Origin of the sequence: Bacillus sp. FSL R5-0560 (assembly GCF_037966305.1) — a bacterium.
Taxonomy (GTDB): Bacteria; Bacillota; Bacilli; order Bacillales; family Bacillaceae; genus Bacillus; species Bacillus mojavensis.
Map to the genome: position 1 here is coordinate 1,311,105 of NZ_CP150195.1, position 17,259 is coordinate 1,328,363.

Consider the following 17,259-nt stretch of genomic DNA (forward strand, 5'->3'; position numbering starts at 1 on the left):
CGTGCTTACGTCGAAGGCTATCTCAGAACAAATGAACCTGGCTTACGTTTAGTCCGCATCAGCGGAATGACAGCACTGTGTGAAAGGAAGTAGGTGAGCCATGAACTACCTGAAAGAAATGAACGGCTTCATGAATTGGTTAGAAACGAATCCGTTGTCTGCTACAACTCAAGCATTATGGTTTCATCTTTTGAACATAAACAACAAGGCAGGGTGGCGGGAGTGGTTCACCACTTCAAATACCACTTTGCAGGCAAAGATCGAGATTTCCGAAAATACGTTGATCAAACACCGAAAAATGCTGATTGATCTTAAAAGAATTGAATATAAGCCGCAGGGGAGGAAAGCAGGGCAATACAGGCTGATCTCTTTTGAAACGCCTGTATCGAAGCAGGAACCATCAGAAAAGCCTGTTCCTGAACCGGTACCAGCACAAGAAGAGCAGCAGGAGGATGAGAAGAAAATGAAGAGTAACGTATTTGCATTTTTTGAAGACGAGGGGTTCGGCCTTCTATCATCGTTCATGGCTGAGAAGCTTAATAGTTTGATAGACGATTACGGCGAAAACAAGGTGTTGGATGCAATGAAAGAGGCAGTAACGCGGAACGCTCGCAATCTTGCCTACGTACAGCGCATTCTCCAGTCAAACAAGAACAAAAGTAAGGAGTGGCAACATGGAAAAACACAAAACGCAAAGTACGGACGCGGCAATGGCAGCAATACTGAAGAAGCTTCAGGAAAAGTCAGCCCAATTTTCGGCGGAGTTGGACGGCTCAGAAGAAAAGGCTGATTATGAATGCCCTAAATGTAAGGATCAGCTTGGCTATATCGAAAACAAGGACGGACACGAGGTTTGGGTCCGGTGCAAATGCATAGAGCGCCGGCGCATCCGAAAACTGATGAATTCTAGTGACATAACTGCTGAATTTGAGAAGTTGAAGTTCAAGAATTTTATAACTGAAGGAAAGCCAGCTGTCGTGAAAGACACTTACGAAACTGCGGTGGAATACTACAAGGATTTTGACAGCATCCGTGGCACCCGAAACAACAGCATTGCTTTACTGGGGCAGCCTGGCTCAGGGAAAACGCATTTGCTGACAGCTATTTCAAACAAGCTGATTAAAGCGAAAAATATTGCTGTTCAGTATTTTCCATACGTGGAAGGATTCAACGATCTGAAGGACGATTTTGACAAGCTGGAAGAGAAACTCAACCGCATGAAAGAGGTTGATGTGCTGTTCATAGATGATCTGTTCAAGCCTGTGTACACAAACAGCAAAGAAGGCAGGATTAAGAAACCGCGGGCAACCGATTGGCAGGTGGAGCAGACATACTCTGTCATCAATTATCGATATCTGAATCATAAACCGGTTCTTATCTCAAGCGAATTGGACATCGAAGAGCTGGTGGATATTGACGAGGCACTCGGCACCCGGATTTATGAAATGTGCGCGGACTATTGCGTGATCATCAAGGGCGACAGAATGCAATTAAATCATAGATTGGCAGGGTTGAGAAATGGATGAAAAAACGAACTTTATAGGATCCAAAGGAATGTATTTGTTCGGGCCTGCTGAACAAAAGGACGGCAAGGATCTCACACCGACTATCCGGGTGCTTGAGGAAAAGATCAGACAAATGGAGCTGATGCGCAGTGCTTAAAGCGATGATCCTGCTGCCGGCCATCATACTGACGGCGCCAGCAAAAGAAAAGCAGATTCAGCAATGGGAAGAGAATGACGGGAGGTAAGGAGAATGGACATTATCAAGATTCGTTACACATTCAGGCATAAAGGCAGCGGCAACATTGAAATGAAATGGTACAGCATCGGGCAATTGGAAGAAAGGGCGGCCGCCAAGTTGTCTCCGGTATTCTCAGATGAATATGAATTAATCAGCCGGGATTTATACACCGGATTGAAGGATAAGAACGGCCAGGAGATTTATGAAGGAGATATTGTCCAAGGTTCGCATCATTACCAGAGGGACGATGAAATTATTCTAATTGAGCAACAGGTTAATTATCTTAATGGCTGCTACATGTTTGGAAATTGGAACGCACATGAGTATTTCAACAAACATCGAAATATCGAAGTCATCGGCGACGTTTCTCAAAATCCCGAGCTTTTGGAGGCATCGCATGCCAGCAAATAAGTACGGCGCCAGAAAAACACAGGTGGACGGCATCACGTTCGATAGCCGGGCCGAAGCCAAATACTATGAGCAGCTGAAATGGCTCAAGGTGAGTAAGCAGATCAAAGGTTTTAAGCTGCAGCCACGGTTCCTGCTGCAAGAAGCATTTAAAAAGAACGGCAAAACTTTTCGGAAGATTGAATATATTGCAGACTTTGAGGTTCATAACTTGGACGGCAGCATCGAGATCATTGACATCAAGGGCGTGGAAACAAAGGAATTTGCTATAAAACGCAAGCTGTATGAGCGGCTTTATGATACGCCACTCAAGGTGCTGGCTCTTGATAAGTCACTTGGCTTCATCGAGCTGGACGAGCTGAAAAAACTCAAAAGAAAGGCAGGAAAGTCCACTGTTAAACATGGTAATCGCAGACGATCGGCCGTTGTGGGTGCAGGAAGAAGATAAGCTCATGGCCTGTATGACACGTTGCTCTCAGTTTAAGGTATGCGCCAGCCGAATGGGTTCTGATTGCAAGAAGCTCGGCGGCACGGAAATTCCCAAAATCAATTCAGGAGGTAGATACCATGGAACAGCAAAGCATCAATCCTTACAAGCCAGGACCGGTTGAAGAATGGAAGATGACGCCGGAACAGCTGGCGGAATACGTGAAAAAACACCCGATCGTTTACCGGGAGGATCTGAAACCATCGCCAGCATTCACGATGGCCGGATGGAAACCGGACCACTATTAAACATAAAAAAAGCACCGAAGCGTTAGCCCCGGAGCTTTGATATGAACTGGTACTTCTATCATAGCACAGGGGGCGCTAAGAATGTACAACCCAAGAGAAATTAATTTAAGCAAAGATACAACAATCGAACAGGCAATTGAGCCGGGCAAAATACAGATCATCGTTTTAGACGGGAGCCAGGGCACCGCACATGTCTTGGAAGCCCCGGAGCATGGCAAAACAATCATTCAAACGGCAAAGGGCAGCTTTGCTCGAGTCGATCACGAAATAGGTTTCAAAATCAAATAGCAGGGGCTTTCCCCTGCGGGGGAGGAACGGCATGGATAAATTTCAGGAAATAAAAAATAGATTTTCGATAGCAACTTCACTTTATAAAAAGCAAATAGACGTTAATTGGGCCACTATTCTTGAGGATCAAGAATTTCTAATTCAATCAGTAGAAAAACAGCAGGAAATCATCGAGGAAAACAAGCGCCAGCAGGAAGTAACGGTTCATCAGTTCCGGCAGGCTCAAAAGGACATTCAGCATCTAAGCGGGGATAGGAAGCGCTACAAACAAGCATTGGAGAAGATCATTACCAATCTAAATTTCGCGATAACAGTTGCCCAGAATGAATTGGAGGGGGATGTGAAATGAGCGGATTATCACAGGAACAAATAAACGTGGATTTATTTGACGAAGTCCAGCGGCTGAAAAAGGAAACGCAACAGGCTCAGGAAGAGATTCAGCGGATCACTAAAGAGAGTGACGGTTTCAAACAAGCATTAGAAAAAATCGCTGCTCTCAAGCCTTCGACTAGCAATGATATCAACGCTTGCAACTTTCAATTTGCAGTTACTACAGCCAATTTGGCATTGGAAGGTGCTACGAAATGATCCCTTTACAAGTTGAGCTTCAGCGGGCAGTCAAATCCACGAAAGACGAAGCGATGACAGTTGAGCAGGCGGCGGAATATTTGAAAGTGCATCCAGATTACATACCGGTGCTCGTGGCAAAGTCAGACGATCTGAAAATGATCGGTGATGAAACAATCATTGCAAAGCGTGATAAGACAAATGGCTGGCTTCTCGGCGGTATTGTGGCGGTTTTATTCTTTGCAATTGCGGTTCTGCCGGGGATAGGGGGATGACAGAATGATCAAGCAGCATTATGACGATGGCAAAAAGCATATACACGTTCTTTCATATGGAGGGGGCACACAGTCAACGGCCCTTCTCCTTATGGCTTTGAAAGGTGAAATAAATGGTGTTATTCCAGACTATATCATTTTCTCTGATACTGGCTGGGAGCCACAACACGTTTATGACTGGGTCAATAAAGTAAACGAACACATCAAAGCAACATACGGACGAGAAATCATTTTCACAGATAACGGAAACATCCGTGATGACATAGTACAAGGTGCTGAGACAGGTGATCGGTTCGCCAGTATTCCATTCTTTACTCGGGATTCAAAAGGTGAAATAGGCATCGCCCGCCGGCAGTGTACAAATGAATACAAAATATTGCCTGTTAATCGGAAAATCCGTTCATTGCTCGGGTACAAGCCGAGGCAGCGCATTAAAGAAGGCGTTCATCTATGGAAAGACGCGGTGGAAATAGATCGGCTTATTCGGAAGCTGCCACGATTCAAAAATAACGCCTTCCTGCATAAGTCTGGAAAGCCTTTGGAGGAAGTTAATTTCAATGAGGATCAGCTCGACATTGATCACTTTTTGAATGAGTGTGAAGGGATGTGCGGTGTGTGATCGAATACAGCTGCCCTGAATGTGGTCACAACGAATTAGATATAAAAATCCGCCCAGATGCACGCTGCCCGAAATGCGGCTGCAGCATGGGCGTTGAGGAGGAAATAGCGTGAGCGAAATCGACTATAACAATTGGAAAGCGATGATCAAAAAGCTGAACGAGGGTCAGCCGAGTGTTTTGGATCTGGTTAACGAACGAATTGAGTCCTATGAAAAGGAAAAGGAGAACGAAAACAAATGAACACAGCATACAGAGTTTGGGACGGCGAGCAGATGCACTATTGGGATGAGGATCATTTAAGTCTAACTATAAAAAATGACGGAAGTTGGCTTTTATGGCACAGTTCCGGCGGCGGTTGTGTTGTATCTAGTGATGATGATGAAGCGGCGCTCATGAAAGGGACAGATCAATTTGATATTTGGAAAGATGAACACGAAGAAGAAGCCCGCATTTATGCAAGAGATATTGTTAGGCAAGATGAAACGGAGTTAGGGAGTCCGTACGGTTCGGGAAAATTTATCGGCGAAGTGAAAATGATTGACGGCTCATGGTGCATAGTCAATGAGAAAAATGAAGAGTGCCGACCATTGTTTTCTGAAACAGCAACAAACCAAGTCATCGGCGATGTATATCGAAATCCTGAGTTATTGGAGGGCGCAGAGTGATGCTTAAATTGACAGCTGAGCAGTACAATGCATTCTGTACATTGTTAGGAATAGGAAATAAAGATGTGATTATTTCTGAAATCATTCATTTTCATGGAATATGGGGAGACACTGGCAATATGGAATATTCCCCTTTAAACAACATTCCTCGCTATTCATTAATTGAAGCGGTAGTGAAAGAGAATTTTCAAAAGCTGAAAACACCATTTGAAGAAGTTGAAAGGCTGATAAGTGTATATGAGAGAAGAGCAGATGCAATATCGCATGAGGAAAATCCGTTGCACGATGCATTCAATGATTTTGTCGTTGAATTGAATGATCTGAAAGAGATGATTTTGAATCAGGAGGGCGCGAAGGATGAAGATAAATAGAAAGCCAGCTCGTGTTTTTGATACAAGAAATAACGCCACGTTGTTCACAGGGATAGAACGGGAATGTATGGAGTTTTCATTAAAAAATTATCCTCATGAAGAATTTCCTCATGTTTTAGTGGGTGTAAATGATGAAGATGAAGAGGAGGACGAATACACAGAATGCCCGGAATGCGGGAATGTTCAGCTTATTGAATATGGCGAAATGACATTGGGGTTTGAAAAGTCTGCGAAAACAGGGAAATTTTTAAGACGTGATAAAAAAGGATACCCGTCTTGGTGGGCTATGAAATGCCGTTGCGGATGGAAAAGTGAAACATTTACCGAATAAGGAGGGCGCGGAGTGATGGGGAGTAACTTATGATTCTCAGGATACTGTTTCTGCTGATGGGATGCGGATTCTGGATATATTTCCAACACGATTACAGGCCGGACATGAAAGCGAACCTTGCTTTGATCGGGGCAATCATTTCATTTACAGCTGCGGCTTACTTTAAGGATATTGATAGGTATATAGAGAAGAGGGAAGACAAATGATTTTAGTGCTTGTTATAGTTCTATATTTGGCATCTATACCATTTGCTTGGTTAATGACAAAGGTAGGGCATCAAATTGCTTTCAAAAGCATATCACCCAATATTTCAGATGCTGTGATTGTATTTATTCCTATTTTAAATATTTTTGCTGGTTTGTTTTATTTAGTTGAGATTTTAAAAACTAAATATAGACGCAAAGTTGATACCAGCAAATTCTTTAAAATATAGAAAATATAATAAAGAGTCTAGTATAATAATACCTAAAAAGGGGTTTATTATGAGCTGGGCACAATTTTTTACTATAGCGTTAACTGCAATTTTATCAGCGCTCTTTGCAAATTTCGCAACATATCTAAAAGAAAAGAAAATACGTAATGAAAATGCATCAGTAAAATACAAAGAAGAAGCATTGAGCAAAATTTATACACCTATATATAAAATAGTTACGAAAGAATTATATACACCAAAAGGATACGACGGTTTAAACCATGAACAAATTACTCAGATAAAAGGTTTTGTTGATAACTTTCCTGAATATTGCACAGAAGAATTAATACATTTAGTAAATGATCTTTTTGATGATTCAACGAAATTAGATGATATGGCCAAAATGGGTTATTCTAATCCATCAAAAGTTGATGAAGATAACAAACTTTATAAACATGTAACAGAAAAATTTAATTCAATTAGAAAGGAATTAGGGATGATAACTAAATAAATGGTCCAAGACGGAAAGCCTGCGGACACTGAACTTACAGCATTGCGCTGTTTGTTCGGTGTCCGTTTTTTATTTCGCAACTATCTGGATGTCTATCGCGATTACTAACGGTGAAAGGAGTGATGATACATGAAACAGTCCAAAAAGAAGCCATCACAGAAGCAACAGGAGCGCTCAGATCGTTTCTGGCAATCAATGATGAACACAAACATGCAAACACTCAGACGTGGCAAAGGCGGCGCTTTTAAGCGTAAATAAGAGGAGGATAAACATGCAGGACTTAATCATTGAATACAAAAGAGCGTTAAAAGAAGCGAGAAAGATGTACCGGGCATTCTCGGAAACACCAGAAAATGAAATGACAGCAGAACAAAAGAACGATAAGAAAATCATTGGCAGTATGATCAGCGATATTGAATTCACTCTCGAATGGCTGCAGAACGGAAGACAACCAGGAGCGCGTCGGGGAGCTGACAGAAGGGACGTCTACCAAAGAACGATTCTTGCTGATCCTCGTATCATTGATGCAATGCCAGAAGAATATGCGATCAATCAGGAGCCAGAAGGAGAGGTAAGTGATTGGGACAAAGAAAGAATTGCCGATGCCCTTTCTGTCCTTACTGAAAGAGAAAAGGACATTTTCATCATGCACACAGTGCAAAACATGTCTTTTGAAGAGATCGCCCAGCTGCTAGACATTAAAAAAGGAACAGTACAGAAAAACATTGAGCGTTCCCGTTTGAAAATGAAAAATAGAGCAGAACACAGCCTATTCTGTTTAGCATGAATAGGTTGTTTTTTATGAGAAAACAGGAAAATAATTCTCTAAATTAACTTGACGTGAGTAAAGTAATCATATATAATTAAAGTATAGAAAGGGGGGAACGAAAGTGGCTGAAATAGCAGTGATACTGGGCATCATACTTACAGCACTCACTATCTTTGAAAAAGTTCTTATCATAAGAGAAAAGCTTAAAACAAAAAAGCCCAAAATCAAAAGACGCAGACGACCAAGAAAGCGCAGATGATTTTGAGCCGAGGGAGAAGGTAGAGCTTCTCCCTTGCTCCAAGTATAACATAAGTGACACAAATAATTATATAACGATGAAAGCAGCCACTTTCAACAAATGGAAAAACTCAGAACATCAACTGATATTTTTGTCCTTCTTGCTTTGGGATACATGTTATTTGTTCGGCAGCATGTCGCAGCCGGTTCATTAAAGACCACTTTAGATATATGCATAATTATTTTGTTTGCTGTTTCAATTGTGGAGAAATCAATTTTCCTTTACCAAAAATATCGTGAAAAAAGAGGATGATGCTTGGTGTACAGCCTTAAAGAGCGTGATGCAATTAAAAAGTTTTTGAATGATGAGATCGTTAATACAAGTGAAGCGATTGAAATATTGGGCTTTACTCGTCAATATCTCAATCAGCTAATTAAAACCGGTCAACTTGAACCGGTTAAAGAAATGCCAAGGGACAGGTTATTTATAAAAGAGGATATATTGGAATTCCAAAAGCATAGGAAGAAATGAGCACCCGCAGATAAAGGGGTGCTTTTTTGTCTTACGATTGCCACCTATTTATGAATAGTGCTTTCGTTCGACAAATTTTGCAGATAGTTCCATTCAAAACCCATGTAGCCGATAATAAGGTGGGGGGAATGAATGTGAATATTCAAGAATTGATTACTATATTAAATAATACCTCGGATGACGAGATAAGTATTCGACTTTATTTTACAAGAAAGAAGCAAAGTGGTCGTTATACTTCTTACTCTCCGGGTATTTCTGTTGGTCTGCAGAAGAATCTAAAGGAAATTGTTTTAAATGCATTAAACAGAGTGAGGGATACAGAGCAGAGAGAGTTTAGTCCAATAGGAGTCATAGATGAAACAATAGAAACTACAACCGTGCAGGAAGTAAATAGCTACAAAGAAATTATGGATAGCGTAGACGAAGAGATCGTAAAAAGAGGGAATATTACATCAAAAGAAATTGGGAAATTTAATTTTTATATCCTGAAAATTAATATACAGAACTACGGTGATTTGTGGACATTTAGGAGAGTTACAAAATTTAACCGGCTTAAACATGGTCTTATTGGAAGAATAGCAGATGGTGATTTTGAAAAGCTTGAACCCAACTTACTAGGAATTGATGAAAATTTAGATATTATTATTTTTAATGATGATATCCTAATATTAAATCATATATCCTTAGAAAGAATATTTTCTATATACGACCAGTATACTGAAAAAGCAACTGAGACACTTAACATCGTTGAAAGAGCTCAAAGAATAACAAATTTTGACCAGTTTAAGGAAGATTGTTTAGCTGATAAACGTGTTACGAGGGCATTAACAAAAATCTTGAATGAGGAACAAAGAATAAATCAGTGTTTTGAAAATTTCGAGAATGTAATCAAAGTTGTAGATATTTTTGAACTGGAAATTGAGTTTGAAGAAGGAAATACTGCATTGATCTATGAGGATAAAAGCCAGCTAATGGATATCACAAGACTAATAAGAGATTCCTTTTATGAGACAGTTATAACTGGAGCCAAGGGCGTTGATGAGGGAGTATAAACGGATAAGGTGGTGAAAAAGTGATTAAAGTATTACCTAGAATAGGTTTATATATATCTTCTTTTTTTCCACTATATGTATTGTTGATTATGAGTAATTATAAAGATATACCTACTATTAGAGAAATAAGAGAAATTTTTAAATTCAAGGATTTGAACGCAGGTTCATTTTGGATTGTTATTTTTCTTTTAATAATAATATCAATTGTTTCCTTACTCTTTATCGTTAAAGCACGTCTTAACGAGGTTCATTCTTTTAAGGGGATAAATAAAACTGAAGATCATTTGTTAAATTATGTGGTCACATACCTGTTGCCTTTATTATCTATAGAGATACACGAAACAAATAGCTTAATTGTAAACGCCGGATTATTTTTATTGATTGGTTTTCTTTATGTGAAAAATGGTCTCGTTTATTTAAACCCACTGTTTTTATTCTTTGGATATAACATATACAAAGCTGACAATGAAATTATATTAATAACTAATTATAATTTTTATGATCTTAAAAATTGTGAAAATGATAACCTTAGGTGCAGATTATTGAGTTATAAAATATATCTTATAAGAAAACAATAATTGACGTCCTTTCAAAATGAGAGGACGTTTTATATTTTTTGTAAACTGCTTCCGGTAAGTCTCAGGATAGACAATTGGCGGTTAACGGCTTGAGCACGGGGGTGGTTTAGAGGGAATATATTCGAACGCTTTCCCGGTACGGAGGATGTTATTTGAAATTTATCATTGAACCCATTGTACAAAAGTAAAATCAGTATTTAAAATGTAGTAATAAATAAGAAATTCAACTTAGGAGGTTATCTTGTGGGAGAAAAGAAAAAAGCTTTAATAATTGTGGATGTACAAAAGGCCTTTGATGATAAAAAATGGGGGGAACGAAATAACCTAGAGGCGGAAGAAAACATTAGAAAGATACTACAATTATGGAGAGAAAAAGGTTGGACAGTAGTATACATACAACACACTTCTGATAAACCTCAATCTTTATTTCATCCAAAGAATCAGGGGTTTGCTATAAAGGAAATAGTTAAACCTATGGATGAAGAAGTAATTATAACCAAGAAAGTAAATAGTAGTTTTATTGGTACTAATTTAGAAGAATTCTTAAAATTAAACGAAATAACAACTGTAGTAATAACTGGTTTGACTACGCCTCACTGTGTATCAACAACAACAAGAATGAGTGGCAATTTAGGATTTGATACATATCTGATTTCTGATGCAACAGCAGCGTTTGGTATGAAGGATCAGAATGATAGATATTATGATGCGAATACTATCCATAATGTATCTATAGCCACATTGCACGATGAGTTTGCCACAATATTAACAACAGAACAATTAATAACTGATTTTATAAAAACTCACTGATTAAAATTATGACACAATATCGGCAGGCGCTTTTCCAGTAGGGAAGGCGCTTTTTAATTGAATCACTAATATAACTATTAAGTACCAACGCCTAACTCACTTAAGTGAAAGGCGTTTTTTATTCCAAAACAACACGAATCAGAAGGGGGCGGCGGTGAATGTAGATGGCCGAAAAGCACATTCAGGCGTATAAGGATTACGTCAAAGGCATGAAATACAAGGACCTTGCCGAGAAATACGAGGTGTCAGTGAACACAATCAAATCGTGGAAGCAGCGGCATGGTTGGGAAAGGAAAAAGGGTGCACCCATTGAAAAAAGTGTGCACACAAAAAAAGGCGGGCAACCTGGCAACAAAAATGCAGTCGGGAACAACGGCGGCGCCCCACAGAGGAATCAAAACGCTGTGACTCACGGCTTTTTCTCTAAATTCCTGCCAGAAGAGACGCTTGAAATCATGGAAGAGATTCAGGAGCGGTCGCCTGCTGATATGATATGGGATCAGATACAGATTCAATATGCAGCTATTATCCGGGCGCAGCGCATTATGTTTGTACAGAATAAAGACGACCTTGCAAAAGAGCTGAAAAAAGCGAAATACGTTTATCAACCTCAAGAGGACGAAGATGGCAACGAGTATTTTGAAAAGTCCATTGCTGAAGAAGAACTTGAAATACAATTTGCTTGGGATCGTCATGCTACATTCTTGAATGCCCAATCTCGGGCAATGGGAGAGCTAAGGGGTTTGATCAAACAGTTTGACCAGCTGGCTCACGAAACAGACGAGCGGCGCCTTAAATTGGAGCAAATGCGCTTGAATATCGAGAAAACAAGAGCAGTTGTTAAAAATGGTGGCGCTGATATAAAAGTTGAGATAGTGAATGATTTAGATGATTAATACTGTACGCGTCAGTTTAAAAGAGATTGTTGGCGGCGGTTATAAAACCTTCTGGAATTATGAAGGTCGTTATCGTGTGGTAAAGGGCGGCCGTGGTTCTAAAAAATCCACCACAACTGCACTGAACATTATTTACCGCATGATGCAATTCCCTCAAGCAAATACGCTTGTTGTGAGGAAGGTTTTCAAAGATCATAAAGATTCAACATATGCTCAGCTTAAATGGGCTATTAGACGCCTTAAAGTTGAACACCTATGGGAATGGACTAAAAGCCCATTGGAGATCAGATACAAGCCGACAGGACAGAAGATTTTGTTTCGTGGTTTAGACGATCCAATGAGTGTAACTTCAATCACAGTTGATGTAGGGTACCTCTGCTGGGCTTGGTTTGAGGAAGCATATCAGATATTAAACGAAGACGATTTTAACAAAGTTGATATGAGTATTCGGGGTGAATTGCCACCCGGATATTTTAAGCAAATAACGCTGTCATTTAACCCGTGGAATGAAAAACACTGGTTGAAGCGGCGTTTTTTTGATGTTCAAGACAACAATATTTTGGCTCTCACTACGAATTACAAATGCAATGAATTTCTAGGTGATGATGACAGGCAGCTATTTGACTGGATGAAAAAGAACAATCTCCGGCGTTACAAAATTGAAGGTTTGGGCGAATGGGGGATTGCAGAAGGTGCAATCTTTACGAACTGGCGTGAATTTGCCTTTGATCGTTTTGAGATAGCGAAGCGTGAAGGTATCAAATCGGCTTTCGGTTTGGACTTTGGGTTTACAACTGATCCATCTGCTCTGGCGTGTTCATTAGTGGATATTAAAAACCGAGAGCTTTATATATTTGATGAAATGTATAAGCCGGGGCTCTTAAATAACGAGATAGCAGAAACTATCACTGATATGGGTTACAGAAAAGAACTGATTATCGCTGATTCAGCTGAGCAAAAAAGTATTGCAGAGCTCCGTAAATACGGCTTAAAGAAGATCAAGCCGGCTGAGAAGGGGCCTGACAGCATTAAAGCAGGCATCCAGTTCCTGCAGCAGTTCACCATCTTTATTCATCCGAAATGTTCGAATGCTGCAATGGAATTTAGTAACTATGTGTGGGACAAAAACAAAGACGGCAAGCTTATCAATAAGCCTATAGATGAGTATAACCATTTCATTGATGCGCTTCGGTATAGCATGGAGCCAATCAAAAAGCGCGTGCGATTGTAGGAGATGAAACCATGAAAGAATTCATAAATCTTATTCAGCAGAATGGTATCAATGGAAATATCATTAAGCTGATGATTGAGGAGCATCGACCCATTAGGGACAAAATGATCAAGCTATATGCACGATACAAGGCTGATCCCTCTGGTGTTCCTATTCTTACAAGAAAGTTAATTGACTATGATGGTATTGGTAATGAAGCAGTAAAGCGGATCGATGACAAGGTCAATAATAAATTGAACAACTCTTTTGATTCCGAAATCATAGATACAAAAACAGGGTATATGTTTGGTCACCCAATCACCTATGAAACCGAAGATGTAGCTCTCAAGGAATTGGTCAGTACATTCAATACTAGAAATAACATTGAGGACTCTGATTCTGAACTAGGGAAAACAGCTTCTATATGTGGATACGGTGCCCGGTTACTTTATGTTGATGAGGAAGGTAATGAGCGGCTACGCAATGTTGATCCTTGGGAAGCTATTATTCTTGCTTCTGACGACATTACAGAGCCGACATTTGGGTTGCGTTATTATCAAGTGTTTGAGTGGTCCGGTGAAACGAAAGTAACATCATATCGGGCCGATTTCTATGATGCTACGTACATTTATTCTTTCAAGTCGTCAGATAAAGAGCTTTATCAATTGATCGAACGAAAACCGCACATGTTTGACGGCTGCCCTTTGTTTGGTGTGCCTAATAACAAAGAACTGAAAGGCGACACAGAAAAGGTTATTTCTCTAATTGATGCATATGATCGAACTCTTTCTGATGCTTCTAATGAGATTGAGCAGTTTCGTCTTGCTTATCTGATTGTAAAAGGGGCTTCACTGGATGAGGAAGATATGGAGAATCTGAAAAAAAGCGGTGTTTTTGAAGTATTTGACGAAAATGGCGATGTGAAATTTCTAACCAAGGAAATCAACGATACTATGATTGAAAATCATTTGAACCGGTTGGAAGAAAACATTCTTCGTTTCGCAAAGACGGTCAATTTCTCAGATGGCTCATTTGGTGGAACTATAACGGGTGTTGCTATGCGTTACAAACTTATGGCCTTAGAGCATAAAGCAATTACAATGGAACGCAAAATGACAGCAGCATTCCGGTATCAGTATAAAATTCTTTGCTCAGCATGGGACAAGAAGATCCTTGCAGACAAAAATGGGTATTTGAAACTTTGGTTTCAATTCAAAAGGAATTTACCTGTAAATATTCTTGAAGAGGCTCAAGCGTCTGCGCAACTCAAAGGGCAAGTTAGTGAAGAAACACGACTGGCTCTATTATCCTTCGTTGATGATGTGCGTTTTGAGCTTGAAAGAATGGCAGCGGAACGAGATGCCTATGATCTTGAGGGAAACTACATTGAAGAACAGGAACAACACGAAGATTACGGATTACAAAAATAAAATATATAAAGTACAGCAACTCACTTCTTGAGGGGCTTTTTTCATGCCTTTTTTTCGCGTTGTAGGCGTTAAAGAGCAACCGAAATACTTTTGTACTTATTAGGGGCTAGGGCAACTGATAAGGGCAAGGAGGCTATACAGAATGAAACAATTAAATGCACAGTCATTGAAGTTTTTTAGTAATGAAAGATTACCACTCCACTTAAAAAATATGCAGTTTTTCGCTGAAGGCGAAGAAGGTGGTTCTACTGCTGATCCAGCAGGTAATCAGGATTCCGGTAATGCAGGAAACAATCCGTCACCGACACCTCAGCTGGGCGGCAGTGAAATAACATTAGATGCTGTACGTAATTTTGTTGAGAACAACGAACAGGGGAAAAAATGGCTGCAATCATTTTCAGACAGCAGGGTTACAGATGCTATTAAGACTTATGAATCAAAAACCTTGCCGAAGAAACTTGAAGAAGAGATCTCAAAAAGGTTTCCGCCTGAAACGGAAGAACAAAAACAATTACGTGAGCTGCAAGATAAATTTCAAAGCTTAGAGCAGGAGAAAGTGCGCGAAACTTTGAGGAATAAAGCTTTGTCAATTGCTACTGAAAAAGGATTGCCAACCAACTTGGTGGACTTTTTTATCGGACAAGATGAAGCGGCAACTGAACAAAATCTTGGCGTGCTTTCAGAAGCATTCAAAACATTTCAGCAAAACATTGTAAATGAACAGTTCAAGCAAGGTGGTTCAACACCACCACCATCAGGTGGCTCCCCAACACCATTAACGCATGAGGCAATTGAAAAGATGACACCTGATGAAATCAATAAAAACTGGGATCGAATTCAAGAGTTTTACAAAGGAAAATAGGAGGATGAAAAAACATGGCATTAAACAATTTTATTCCTACACTCTGGAGCGCAAGGCTACTTTATAACCTACAAAAGAACCTTGTTTATGGACAACCGGGCGTAATCAATAGAGATTATGAAGGTGAAATCAAGAACCTTGGTGATTCAGTAACAATTAACAACATCGGTCGAGTAAGTGTAGGAGATTACACAAAAAATGCTGATATGGATAGTCCACAAACACTGGATGATCAATCACGCAAACTTGTCATTACCGAAATGAAATATTTCAACTTCCAGATTGATGATGTGGACAAGATCCAGCAAAACCCTAAATTAATGGATGAAGCTATGAAAGAGGCGGCATACGCGCTTAAAAATAAAGCAGATTCGTTTATTGCTTCTCAATACGTAAACGCAGCTCATATGATCGGTAGTGATACAAATGTTGTTACACCAACAAAGAATGATGCTTATGAGTATCTTGTTGATTTGTCAGTAAAACTGGATGAAGCGGATGTCCCGGAACAAGGGCGATGGGCGGTTGTTCCACCATGGTATGAAGGTTTAATGCTGAAAGATGATCGTTTTGTTAAAGCTGGCAACATGTCTTCCGAAGATCGTTTGATGAACGGCGTAGTAGGACAAGCTGCAGGATTCTTGATTCTAAAGTCAAATAACGCGCCAGTATCCACTCCGGAAGGTGGAACAGAAAATCATAAGATTATCGCCGGTCATAATATTGCATGGTCATATGCGGATCAAGCGGCTCAAGTTGAGGCTTACCGTCCTGAAAAACGTTTTGCTGATGCAGTTAAAGGACTTCATCTGTATGGTGCAAAGGTAACTAGACCGGAAGCGCTGGCCGTTCTGAGTGCAGCCCGTCCGAAATAAGGAGGGATTTTTTTATGTGGATTCAAAATACTGAAACTGATTCTACTTGGTTTGTGGGTGAAGAGCATGGCAATAAGCTTTTGAAGGAAGATAAATTTAAAAAAGTGCAGTCTCCCATTAAAAAAGCCGAAAAGAACAGTAAAAAAACTGTAGGTAAAGAAGCAGAAGCTGACGAGTAGGAGGGTAAGCGGTGGATAAAGAAAAAACTGAAAAAGAGCTTTTGAAGCCGTTGAACCGTAAAACCAAGGAATTCTTACGGAAACTCAAACGGCTTTTTCAGCGTGCTTCAAAAGATGTGCTGTCAAAGCTGACTGCGTTATTCGTCAAGCTTGATCAAATCGAAGAACCGACACTTGCTGACGCTAATCGGCACGGTGATCTAAACCGTATAAAGCGGGAACTCACCTCGTTAATTAGTGATCTTTCAGCAAAGGTCAAGGCTATGATTATAGAATTTCTCGAAGAAACCTACGAATCATCTTACAGCTGGCTGATCCTTGGCGTTCTGGCTACGTTAGGGATCAAACTTGCGCGGCCAAAGGCAACACTGAAACAGCTGAATTTGCCTGCTGAATGGGCTCCCGGAGACGTTCAGCGGGCTATTAAAAGTAAACAAATGGACAAAGCCATTGAAACTGATCGCAAAAAGACAATACAGCAGATTAACAAGACAATCGAACGCGGTTTTATTGAGCGGAAACGCTTTGCTCAGATAGCGAAGGAGCTGCAGACTGATGTCGGCCTGAGTTACAACCGATCAAAGCGCATTGCAAATACTGAAATGCATCGCACAAGGGAAAAGGCAATGCTCGACGCTGCTAAAAAAGCTCAGTCGCGGGGCATCAACATGAAAAAAATCTGGCACAACGTTGGTGATGAAAGAGTTCGTGAGACAAAACATGCGGATCATGTCCATTTAGAAGGGCAGGAACGCATGGTCAATCAGTTGTTTGATCTTGGCATCAATAAAAATGGTGTACATGTAACAGCAGAAGCGCCGGGGCAAAGCGGTGATCCACCAAATGATATTAATTGCCGATGCTTTGCGACATATGAACCGGTTCTTTGAAAGGAATGAGAGA

At 40.2% G+C, this 17,259-nt stretch carries 31 protein-coding genes; all 31 read left to right on the forward strand.

Translation table 11 applies throughout. The features are described from left to right. Window positions 1-100: 100 nt before the first annotated feature. The 31 genes from NST56_RS06640 to NST56_RS06790 all read left to right on the forward strand — a co-directional run bounded on the left by NST56_RS06640 (window position 101) and on the right by NST56_RS06790 (window position 17,246). Entirely contained in the window at window positions 101-790 is a 690-nt protein-coding gene (locus NST56_RS06640; RefSeq protein ID WP_339180844.1) for a DnaD domain protein, read from the forward strand. Beyond that, window positions 675-1,526, forward strand: a complete 852-nt coding sequence (locus tag NST56_RS06645) for an ATP-binding protein (protein ID WP_339180847.1) — start codon at window positions 675-677, stop codon at window positions 1,524-1,526. The genes NST56_RS06640 and NST56_RS06645 overlap by 116 nt, the downstream gene beginning before the upstream one ends. Further along, on the forward strand, window positions 1,519-1,662 hold the full coding sequence (locus tag NST56_RS06650; protein ID WP_339180849.1) for a hypothetical protein: 144 nt from the start codon (window positions 1,519-1,521) through the stop codon (window positions 1,660-1,662). Before NST56_RS06645 ends, NST56_RS06650 begins: the two co-directional genes overlap by 8 nt. Before the next feature lie 93 nt (window positions 1,663-1,755). Continuing rightward, window positions 1,756-2,154 carry a YopX family protein gene (locus NST56_RS06655; protein ID WP_339180852.1) on the forward strand — a complete coding sequence of 133 codons (399 nt, stop codon included), beginning with the start codon at window positions 1,756-1,758 and terminating at the stop codon, window positions 2,152-2,154. After that, window positions 2,141-2,599 carry a DUF1064 domain-containing protein gene (locus tag NST56_RS06660; protein ID WP_339180855.1) on the forward strand — a complete coding sequence of 153 codons (459 nt, stop codon included), beginning with the start codon at window positions 2,141-2,143 and terminating at the stop codon, window positions 2,597-2,599. Before NST56_RS06655 ends, NST56_RS06660 begins: the two co-directional genes overlap by 14 nt. A 119-nt stretch (window positions 2,600-2,718) precedes the next feature. After that, the gene (locus NST56_RS06665) at window positions 2,719-2,886 is read left to right on the forward strand and encodes a hypothetical protein (RefSeq protein WP_017697393.1); all 168 of its coding nucleotides are present in this window, start codon (window positions 2,719-2,721) and stop codon (window positions 2,884-2,886) included. Window positions 2,887-2,967: 81 nt separating this feature from the next. Beyond that, a complete protein-coding gene (locus NST56_RS06670) occupies window positions 2,968-3,174 on the forward strand; it encodes an XtrA/YqaO family protein (protein ID WP_017697395.1) in 207 nt (68 codons plus the stop codon). Window positions 3,175-3,205: 31 nt separating this feature from the next. Beyond that, the gene (locus NST56_RS06675) at window positions 3,206-3,523 is read left to right on the forward strand and encodes a VWA domain-containing protein (protein ID WP_129093274.1); all 318 of its coding nucleotides are present in this window, start codon (window positions 3,206-3,208) and stop codon (window positions 3,521-3,523) included. Then, on the forward strand, window positions 3,520-3,762 hold the full coding sequence (locus NST56_RS06680; RefSeq protein WP_339180861.1) for a hypothetical protein: 243 nt from the start codon (window positions 3,520-3,522) through the stop codon (window positions 3,760-3,762). The genes NST56_RS06675 and NST56_RS06680 overlap by 4 nt, the downstream gene beginning before the upstream one ends. Continuing rightward, complete coding sequence (locus NST56_RS06685; RefSeq protein WP_286058079.1) at window positions 3,759-4,016, forward strand: hypothetical protein; 258 nt, start codon at window positions 3,759-3,761, stop codon at window positions 4,014-4,016. Before NST56_RS06680 ends, NST56_RS06685 begins: the two co-directional genes overlap by 4 nt. A 4-nt stretch (window positions 4,017-4,020) precedes the next feature. Then, complete coding sequence (locus NST56_RS06690; protein ID WP_339180868.1) at window positions 4,021-4,635, forward strand: phosphoadenosine phosphosulfate reductase family protein; 615 nt, start codon at window positions 4,021-4,023, stop codon at window positions 4,633-4,635. Between the two features lie 109 nt (window positions 4,636-4,744). Next, window positions 4,745-4,876 carry a hypothetical protein gene (locus NST56_RS06695; RefSeq protein WP_339180870.1) on the forward strand — a complete coding sequence of 44 codons (132 nt, stop codon included), beginning with the start codon at window positions 4,745-4,747 and terminating at the stop codon, window positions 4,874-4,876. Next, complete coding sequence (locus NST56_RS06700; RefSeq protein WP_339180873.1) at window positions 4,873-5,301, forward strand: YopX family protein; 429 nt, start codon at window positions 4,873-4,875, stop codon at window positions 5,299-5,301. Before NST56_RS06695 ends, NST56_RS06700 begins: the two co-directional genes overlap by 4 nt. Beyond that, window positions 5,298-5,672, forward strand: coding sequence for a hypothetical protein (locus tag NST56_RS06705; RefSeq protein ID WP_339180875.1), 375 nt, complete (start codon window positions 5,298-5,300; stop codon window positions 5,670-5,672). The genes NST56_RS06700 and NST56_RS06705 overlap by 4 nt, the downstream gene beginning before the upstream one ends. Then, entirely contained in the window at window positions 5,659-6,003 is a 345-nt protein-coding gene (locus tag NST56_RS06710; RefSeq protein ID WP_339180878.1) for a hypothetical protein, read from the forward strand. Before NST56_RS06705 ends, NST56_RS06710 begins: the two co-directional genes overlap by 14 nt. 29 nt (window positions 6,004-6,032) lie before the next feature. Next, a complete protein-coding gene (locus NST56_RS06715) occupies window positions 6,033-6,209 on the forward strand; it encodes a hypothetical protein (RefSeq protein ID WP_339180881.1) in 177 nt (58 codons plus the stop codon). Then, window positions 6,206-6,436 carry a hypothetical protein gene (locus tag NST56_RS06720; protein ID WP_339180883.1) on the forward strand — a complete coding sequence of 77 codons (231 nt, stop codon included), beginning with the start codon at window positions 6,206-6,208 and terminating at the stop codon, window positions 6,434-6,436. The genes NST56_RS06715 and NST56_RS06720 overlap by 4 nt, the downstream gene beginning before the upstream one ends. A gap of 49 nt (window positions 6,437-6,485) precedes the next feature. Beyond that, on the forward strand, window positions 6,486-6,926 hold the full coding sequence (locus NST56_RS06725; RefSeq protein WP_213419264.1) for a hypothetical protein: 441 nt from the start codon (window positions 6,486-6,488) through the stop codon (window positions 6,924-6,926). Window positions 6,927-7,055: 129 nt separating this feature from the next. After that, the gene (locus tag NST56_RS06730; protein WP_041344252.1) at window positions 7,056-7,184 is read left to right on the forward strand and encodes a hypothetical protein; all 129 of its coding nucleotides are present in this window, start codon (window positions 7,056-7,058) and stop codon (window positions 7,182-7,184) included. Window positions 7,185-7,197: 13 nt separating this feature from the next. Further along, the gene (locus NST56_RS06735) at window positions 7,198-7,713 is read left to right on the forward strand and encodes a sigma-70 family RNA polymerase sigma factor (RefSeq protein WP_041336224.1); all 516 of its coding nucleotides are present in this window, start codon (window positions 7,198-7,200) and stop codon (window positions 7,711-7,713) included. 538 nt (window positions 7,714-8,251) lie between these two features. Then, entirely contained in the window at window positions 8,252-8,464 is a 213-nt protein-coding gene (locus NST56_RS06740; protein WP_339180890.1) for a helix-turn-helix domain-containing protein, read from the forward strand. 134 nt (window positions 8,465-8,598) lie between these two features. Further along, entirely contained in the window at window positions 8,599-9,516 is a 918-nt protein-coding gene (locus NST56_RS06745; protein WP_339180893.1) for a Kiwa anti-phage protein KwaB-like domain-containing protein, read from the forward strand. 20 nt (window positions 9,517-9,536) lie between these two features. Next, window positions 9,537-10,094, forward strand: a complete 558-nt coding sequence (locus NST56_RS06750; protein ID WP_339180895.1) for a hypothetical protein — start codon at window positions 9,537-9,539, stop codon at window positions 10,092-10,094. A gap of 243 nt (window positions 10,095-10,337) precedes the next feature. Continuing rightward, window positions 10,338-10,904, forward strand: a complete 567-nt coding sequence (locus NST56_RS06755) for a cysteine hydrolase family protein (RefSeq protein WP_339180898.1) — start codon at window positions 10,338-10,340, stop codon at window positions 10,902-10,904. 164 nt (window positions 10,905-11,068) lie between these two features. Next, window positions 11,069-11,800 (forward strand): phage terminase small subunit, encoded by a 732-nt coding sequence (gene terS, locus NST56_RS06760; RefSeq protein ID WP_339180901.1) that lies wholly within the window; start codon window positions 11,069-11,071, stop codon window positions 11,798-11,800. After that, complete coding sequence (locus NST56_RS06765) at window positions 11,793-13,031, forward strand: PBSX family phage terminase large subunit (RefSeq protein ID WP_095713571.1); 1,239 nt, start codon at window positions 11,793-11,795, stop codon at window positions 13,029-13,031. Before terS ends, NST56_RS06765 begins: the two co-directional genes overlap by 8 nt. 11 nt (window positions 13,032-13,042) lie before the next feature. Next, entirely contained in the window at window positions 13,043-14,440 is a 1,398-nt protein-coding gene (locus NST56_RS06770; protein WP_095713570.1) for a phage portal protein, read from the forward strand. 142 nt (window positions 14,441-14,582) lie between these two features. Then, window positions 14,583-15,302, forward strand: a complete 720-nt coding sequence (locus NST56_RS06775) for a DUF4355 domain-containing protein (RefSeq protein WP_095713569.1) — start codon at window positions 14,583-14,585, stop codon at window positions 15,300-15,302. Window positions 15,303-15,316: 14 nt separating this feature from the next. After that, window positions 15,317-16,177, forward strand: coding sequence for a P22 phage major capsid protein family protein (locus NST56_RS06780; RefSeq protein ID WP_095713568.1), 861 nt, complete (start codon window positions 15,317-15,319; stop codon window positions 16,175-16,177). 14 nt (window positions 16,178-16,191) lie between these two features. After that, the gene (locus NST56_RS06785; RefSeq protein ID WP_176471074.1) at window positions 16,192-16,356 is read left to right on the forward strand and encodes a hypothetical protein; all 165 of its coding nucleotides are present in this window, start codon (window positions 16,192-16,194) and stop codon (window positions 16,354-16,356) included. An 11-nt stretch (window positions 16,357-16,367) separates the two neighbouring features. Further along, on the forward strand, window positions 16,368-17,246 hold the full coding sequence (locus NST56_RS06790) for a phage minor head protein (protein ID WP_095713567.1): 879 nt from the start codon (window positions 16,368-16,370) through the stop codon (window positions 17,244-17,246). Window positions 17,247-17,259 lie beyond the last annotated feature (13 nt).

Excerpts from the sequence above, each read along its gene's own strand:
- NST56_RS06640 (WP_339180844.1), top strand. The coding sequence starts at position 101 with ATGAACTACCTGAAAGAAATGAACGGCTTCATGAATTGGTTAGAAACG.
- NST56_RS06645 (WP_339180847.1), top strand. The coding sequence starts at position 675 with ATGGAAAAACACAAAACGCAAAGTACGGACGCGGCAATGGCAGCAATA.
- NST56_RS06650 (WP_339180849.1), top strand. The coding sequence starts at position 1,519 with ATGGATGAAAAAACGAACTTTATAGGATCCAAAGGAATGTATTTGTTC.
- NST56_RS06655 (WP_339180852.1), top strand. The coding sequence starts at position 1,756 with ATGGACATTATCAAGATTCGTTACACATTCAGGCATAAAGGCAGCGGC.
- NST56_RS06660 (WP_339180855.1), top strand. The coding sequence starts at position 2,141 with ATGCCAGCAAATAAGTACGGCGCCAGAAAAACACAGGTGGACGGCATC.
- NST56_RS06665 (WP_017697393.1), top strand. The coding sequence starts at position 2,719 with ATGGAACAGCAAAGCATCAATCCTTACAAGCCAGGACCGGTTGAAGAA.
- NST56_RS06670 (WP_017697395.1), top strand. The coding sequence starts at position 2,968 with ATGTACAACCCAAGAGAAATTAATTTAAGCAAAGATACAACAATCGAA.
- NST56_RS06675 (WP_129093274.1), top strand. The coding sequence starts at position 3,206 with ATGGATAAATTTCAGGAAATAAAAAATAGATTTTCGATAGCAACTTCA.
- NST56_RS06680 (WP_339180861.1), top strand. The coding sequence starts at position 3,520 with ATGAGCGGATTATCACAGGAACAAATAAACGTGGATTTATTTGACGAA.
- NST56_RS06685 (WP_286058079.1), top strand. The coding sequence starts at position 3,759 with ATGATCCCTTTACAAGTTGAGCTTCAGCGGGCAGTCAAATCCACGAAA.
- NST56_RS06690 (WP_339180868.1), top strand. The coding sequence starts at position 4,021 with ATGATCAAGCAGCATTATGACGATGGCAAAAAGCATATACACGTTCTT.
- NST56_RS06700 (WP_339180873.1), top strand. The coding sequence starts at position 4,873 with ATGAACACAGCATACAGAGTTTGGGACGGCGAGCAGATGCACTATTGG.
- NST56_RS06710 (WP_339180878.1), top strand. The coding sequence starts at position 5,659 with ATGAAGATAAATAGAAAGCCAGCTCGTGTTTTTGATACAAGAAATAAC.
- NST56_RS06715 (WP_339180881.1), top strand. The coding sequence starts at position 6,033 with ATGATTCTCAGGATACTGTTTCTGCTGATGGGATGCGGATTCTGGATA.
- NST56_RS06720 (WP_339180883.1), top strand. The coding sequence starts at position 6,206 with ATGATTTTAGTGCTTGTTATAGTTCTATATTTGGCATCTATACCATTT.
- NST56_RS06725 (WP_213419264.1), top strand. The coding sequence starts at position 6,486 with ATGAGCTGGGCACAATTTTTTACTATAGCGTTAACTGCAATTTTATCA.
- NST56_RS06730 (WP_041344252.1), top strand. The coding sequence starts at position 7,056 with ATGAAACAGTCCAAAAAGAAGCCATCACAGAAGCAACAGGAGCGCTCA.
- NST56_RS06735 (WP_041336224.1), top strand. The coding sequence starts at position 7,198 with ATGCAGGACTTAATCATTGAATACAAAAGAGCGTTAAAAGAAGCGAGA.
- terS (WP_339180901.1), top strand. The coding sequence starts at position 11,069 with ATGGCCGAAAAGCACATTCAGGCGTATAAGGATTACGTCAAAGGCATG.
- NST56_RS06765 (WP_095713571.1), top strand. The coding sequence starts at position 11,793 with ATGATTAATACTGTACGCGTCAGTTTAAAAGAGATTGTTGGCGGCGGT.
- NST56_RS06770 (WP_095713570.1), top strand. The coding sequence starts at position 13,043 with ATGAAAGAATTCATAAATCTTATTCAGCAGAATGGTATCAATGGAAAT.
- NST56_RS06775 (WP_095713569.1), top strand. The coding sequence starts at position 14,583 with ATGAAACAATTAAATGCACAGTCATTGAAGTTTTTTAGTAATGAAAGA.
- NST56_RS06780 (WP_095713568.1), top strand. The coding sequence starts at position 15,317 with ATGGCATTAAACAATTTTATTCCTACACTCTGGAGCGCAAGGCTACTT.
- NST56_RS06785 (WP_176471074.1), top strand. The coding sequence starts at position 16,192 with ATGTGGATTCAAAATACTGAAACTGATTCTACTTGGTTTGTGGGTGAA.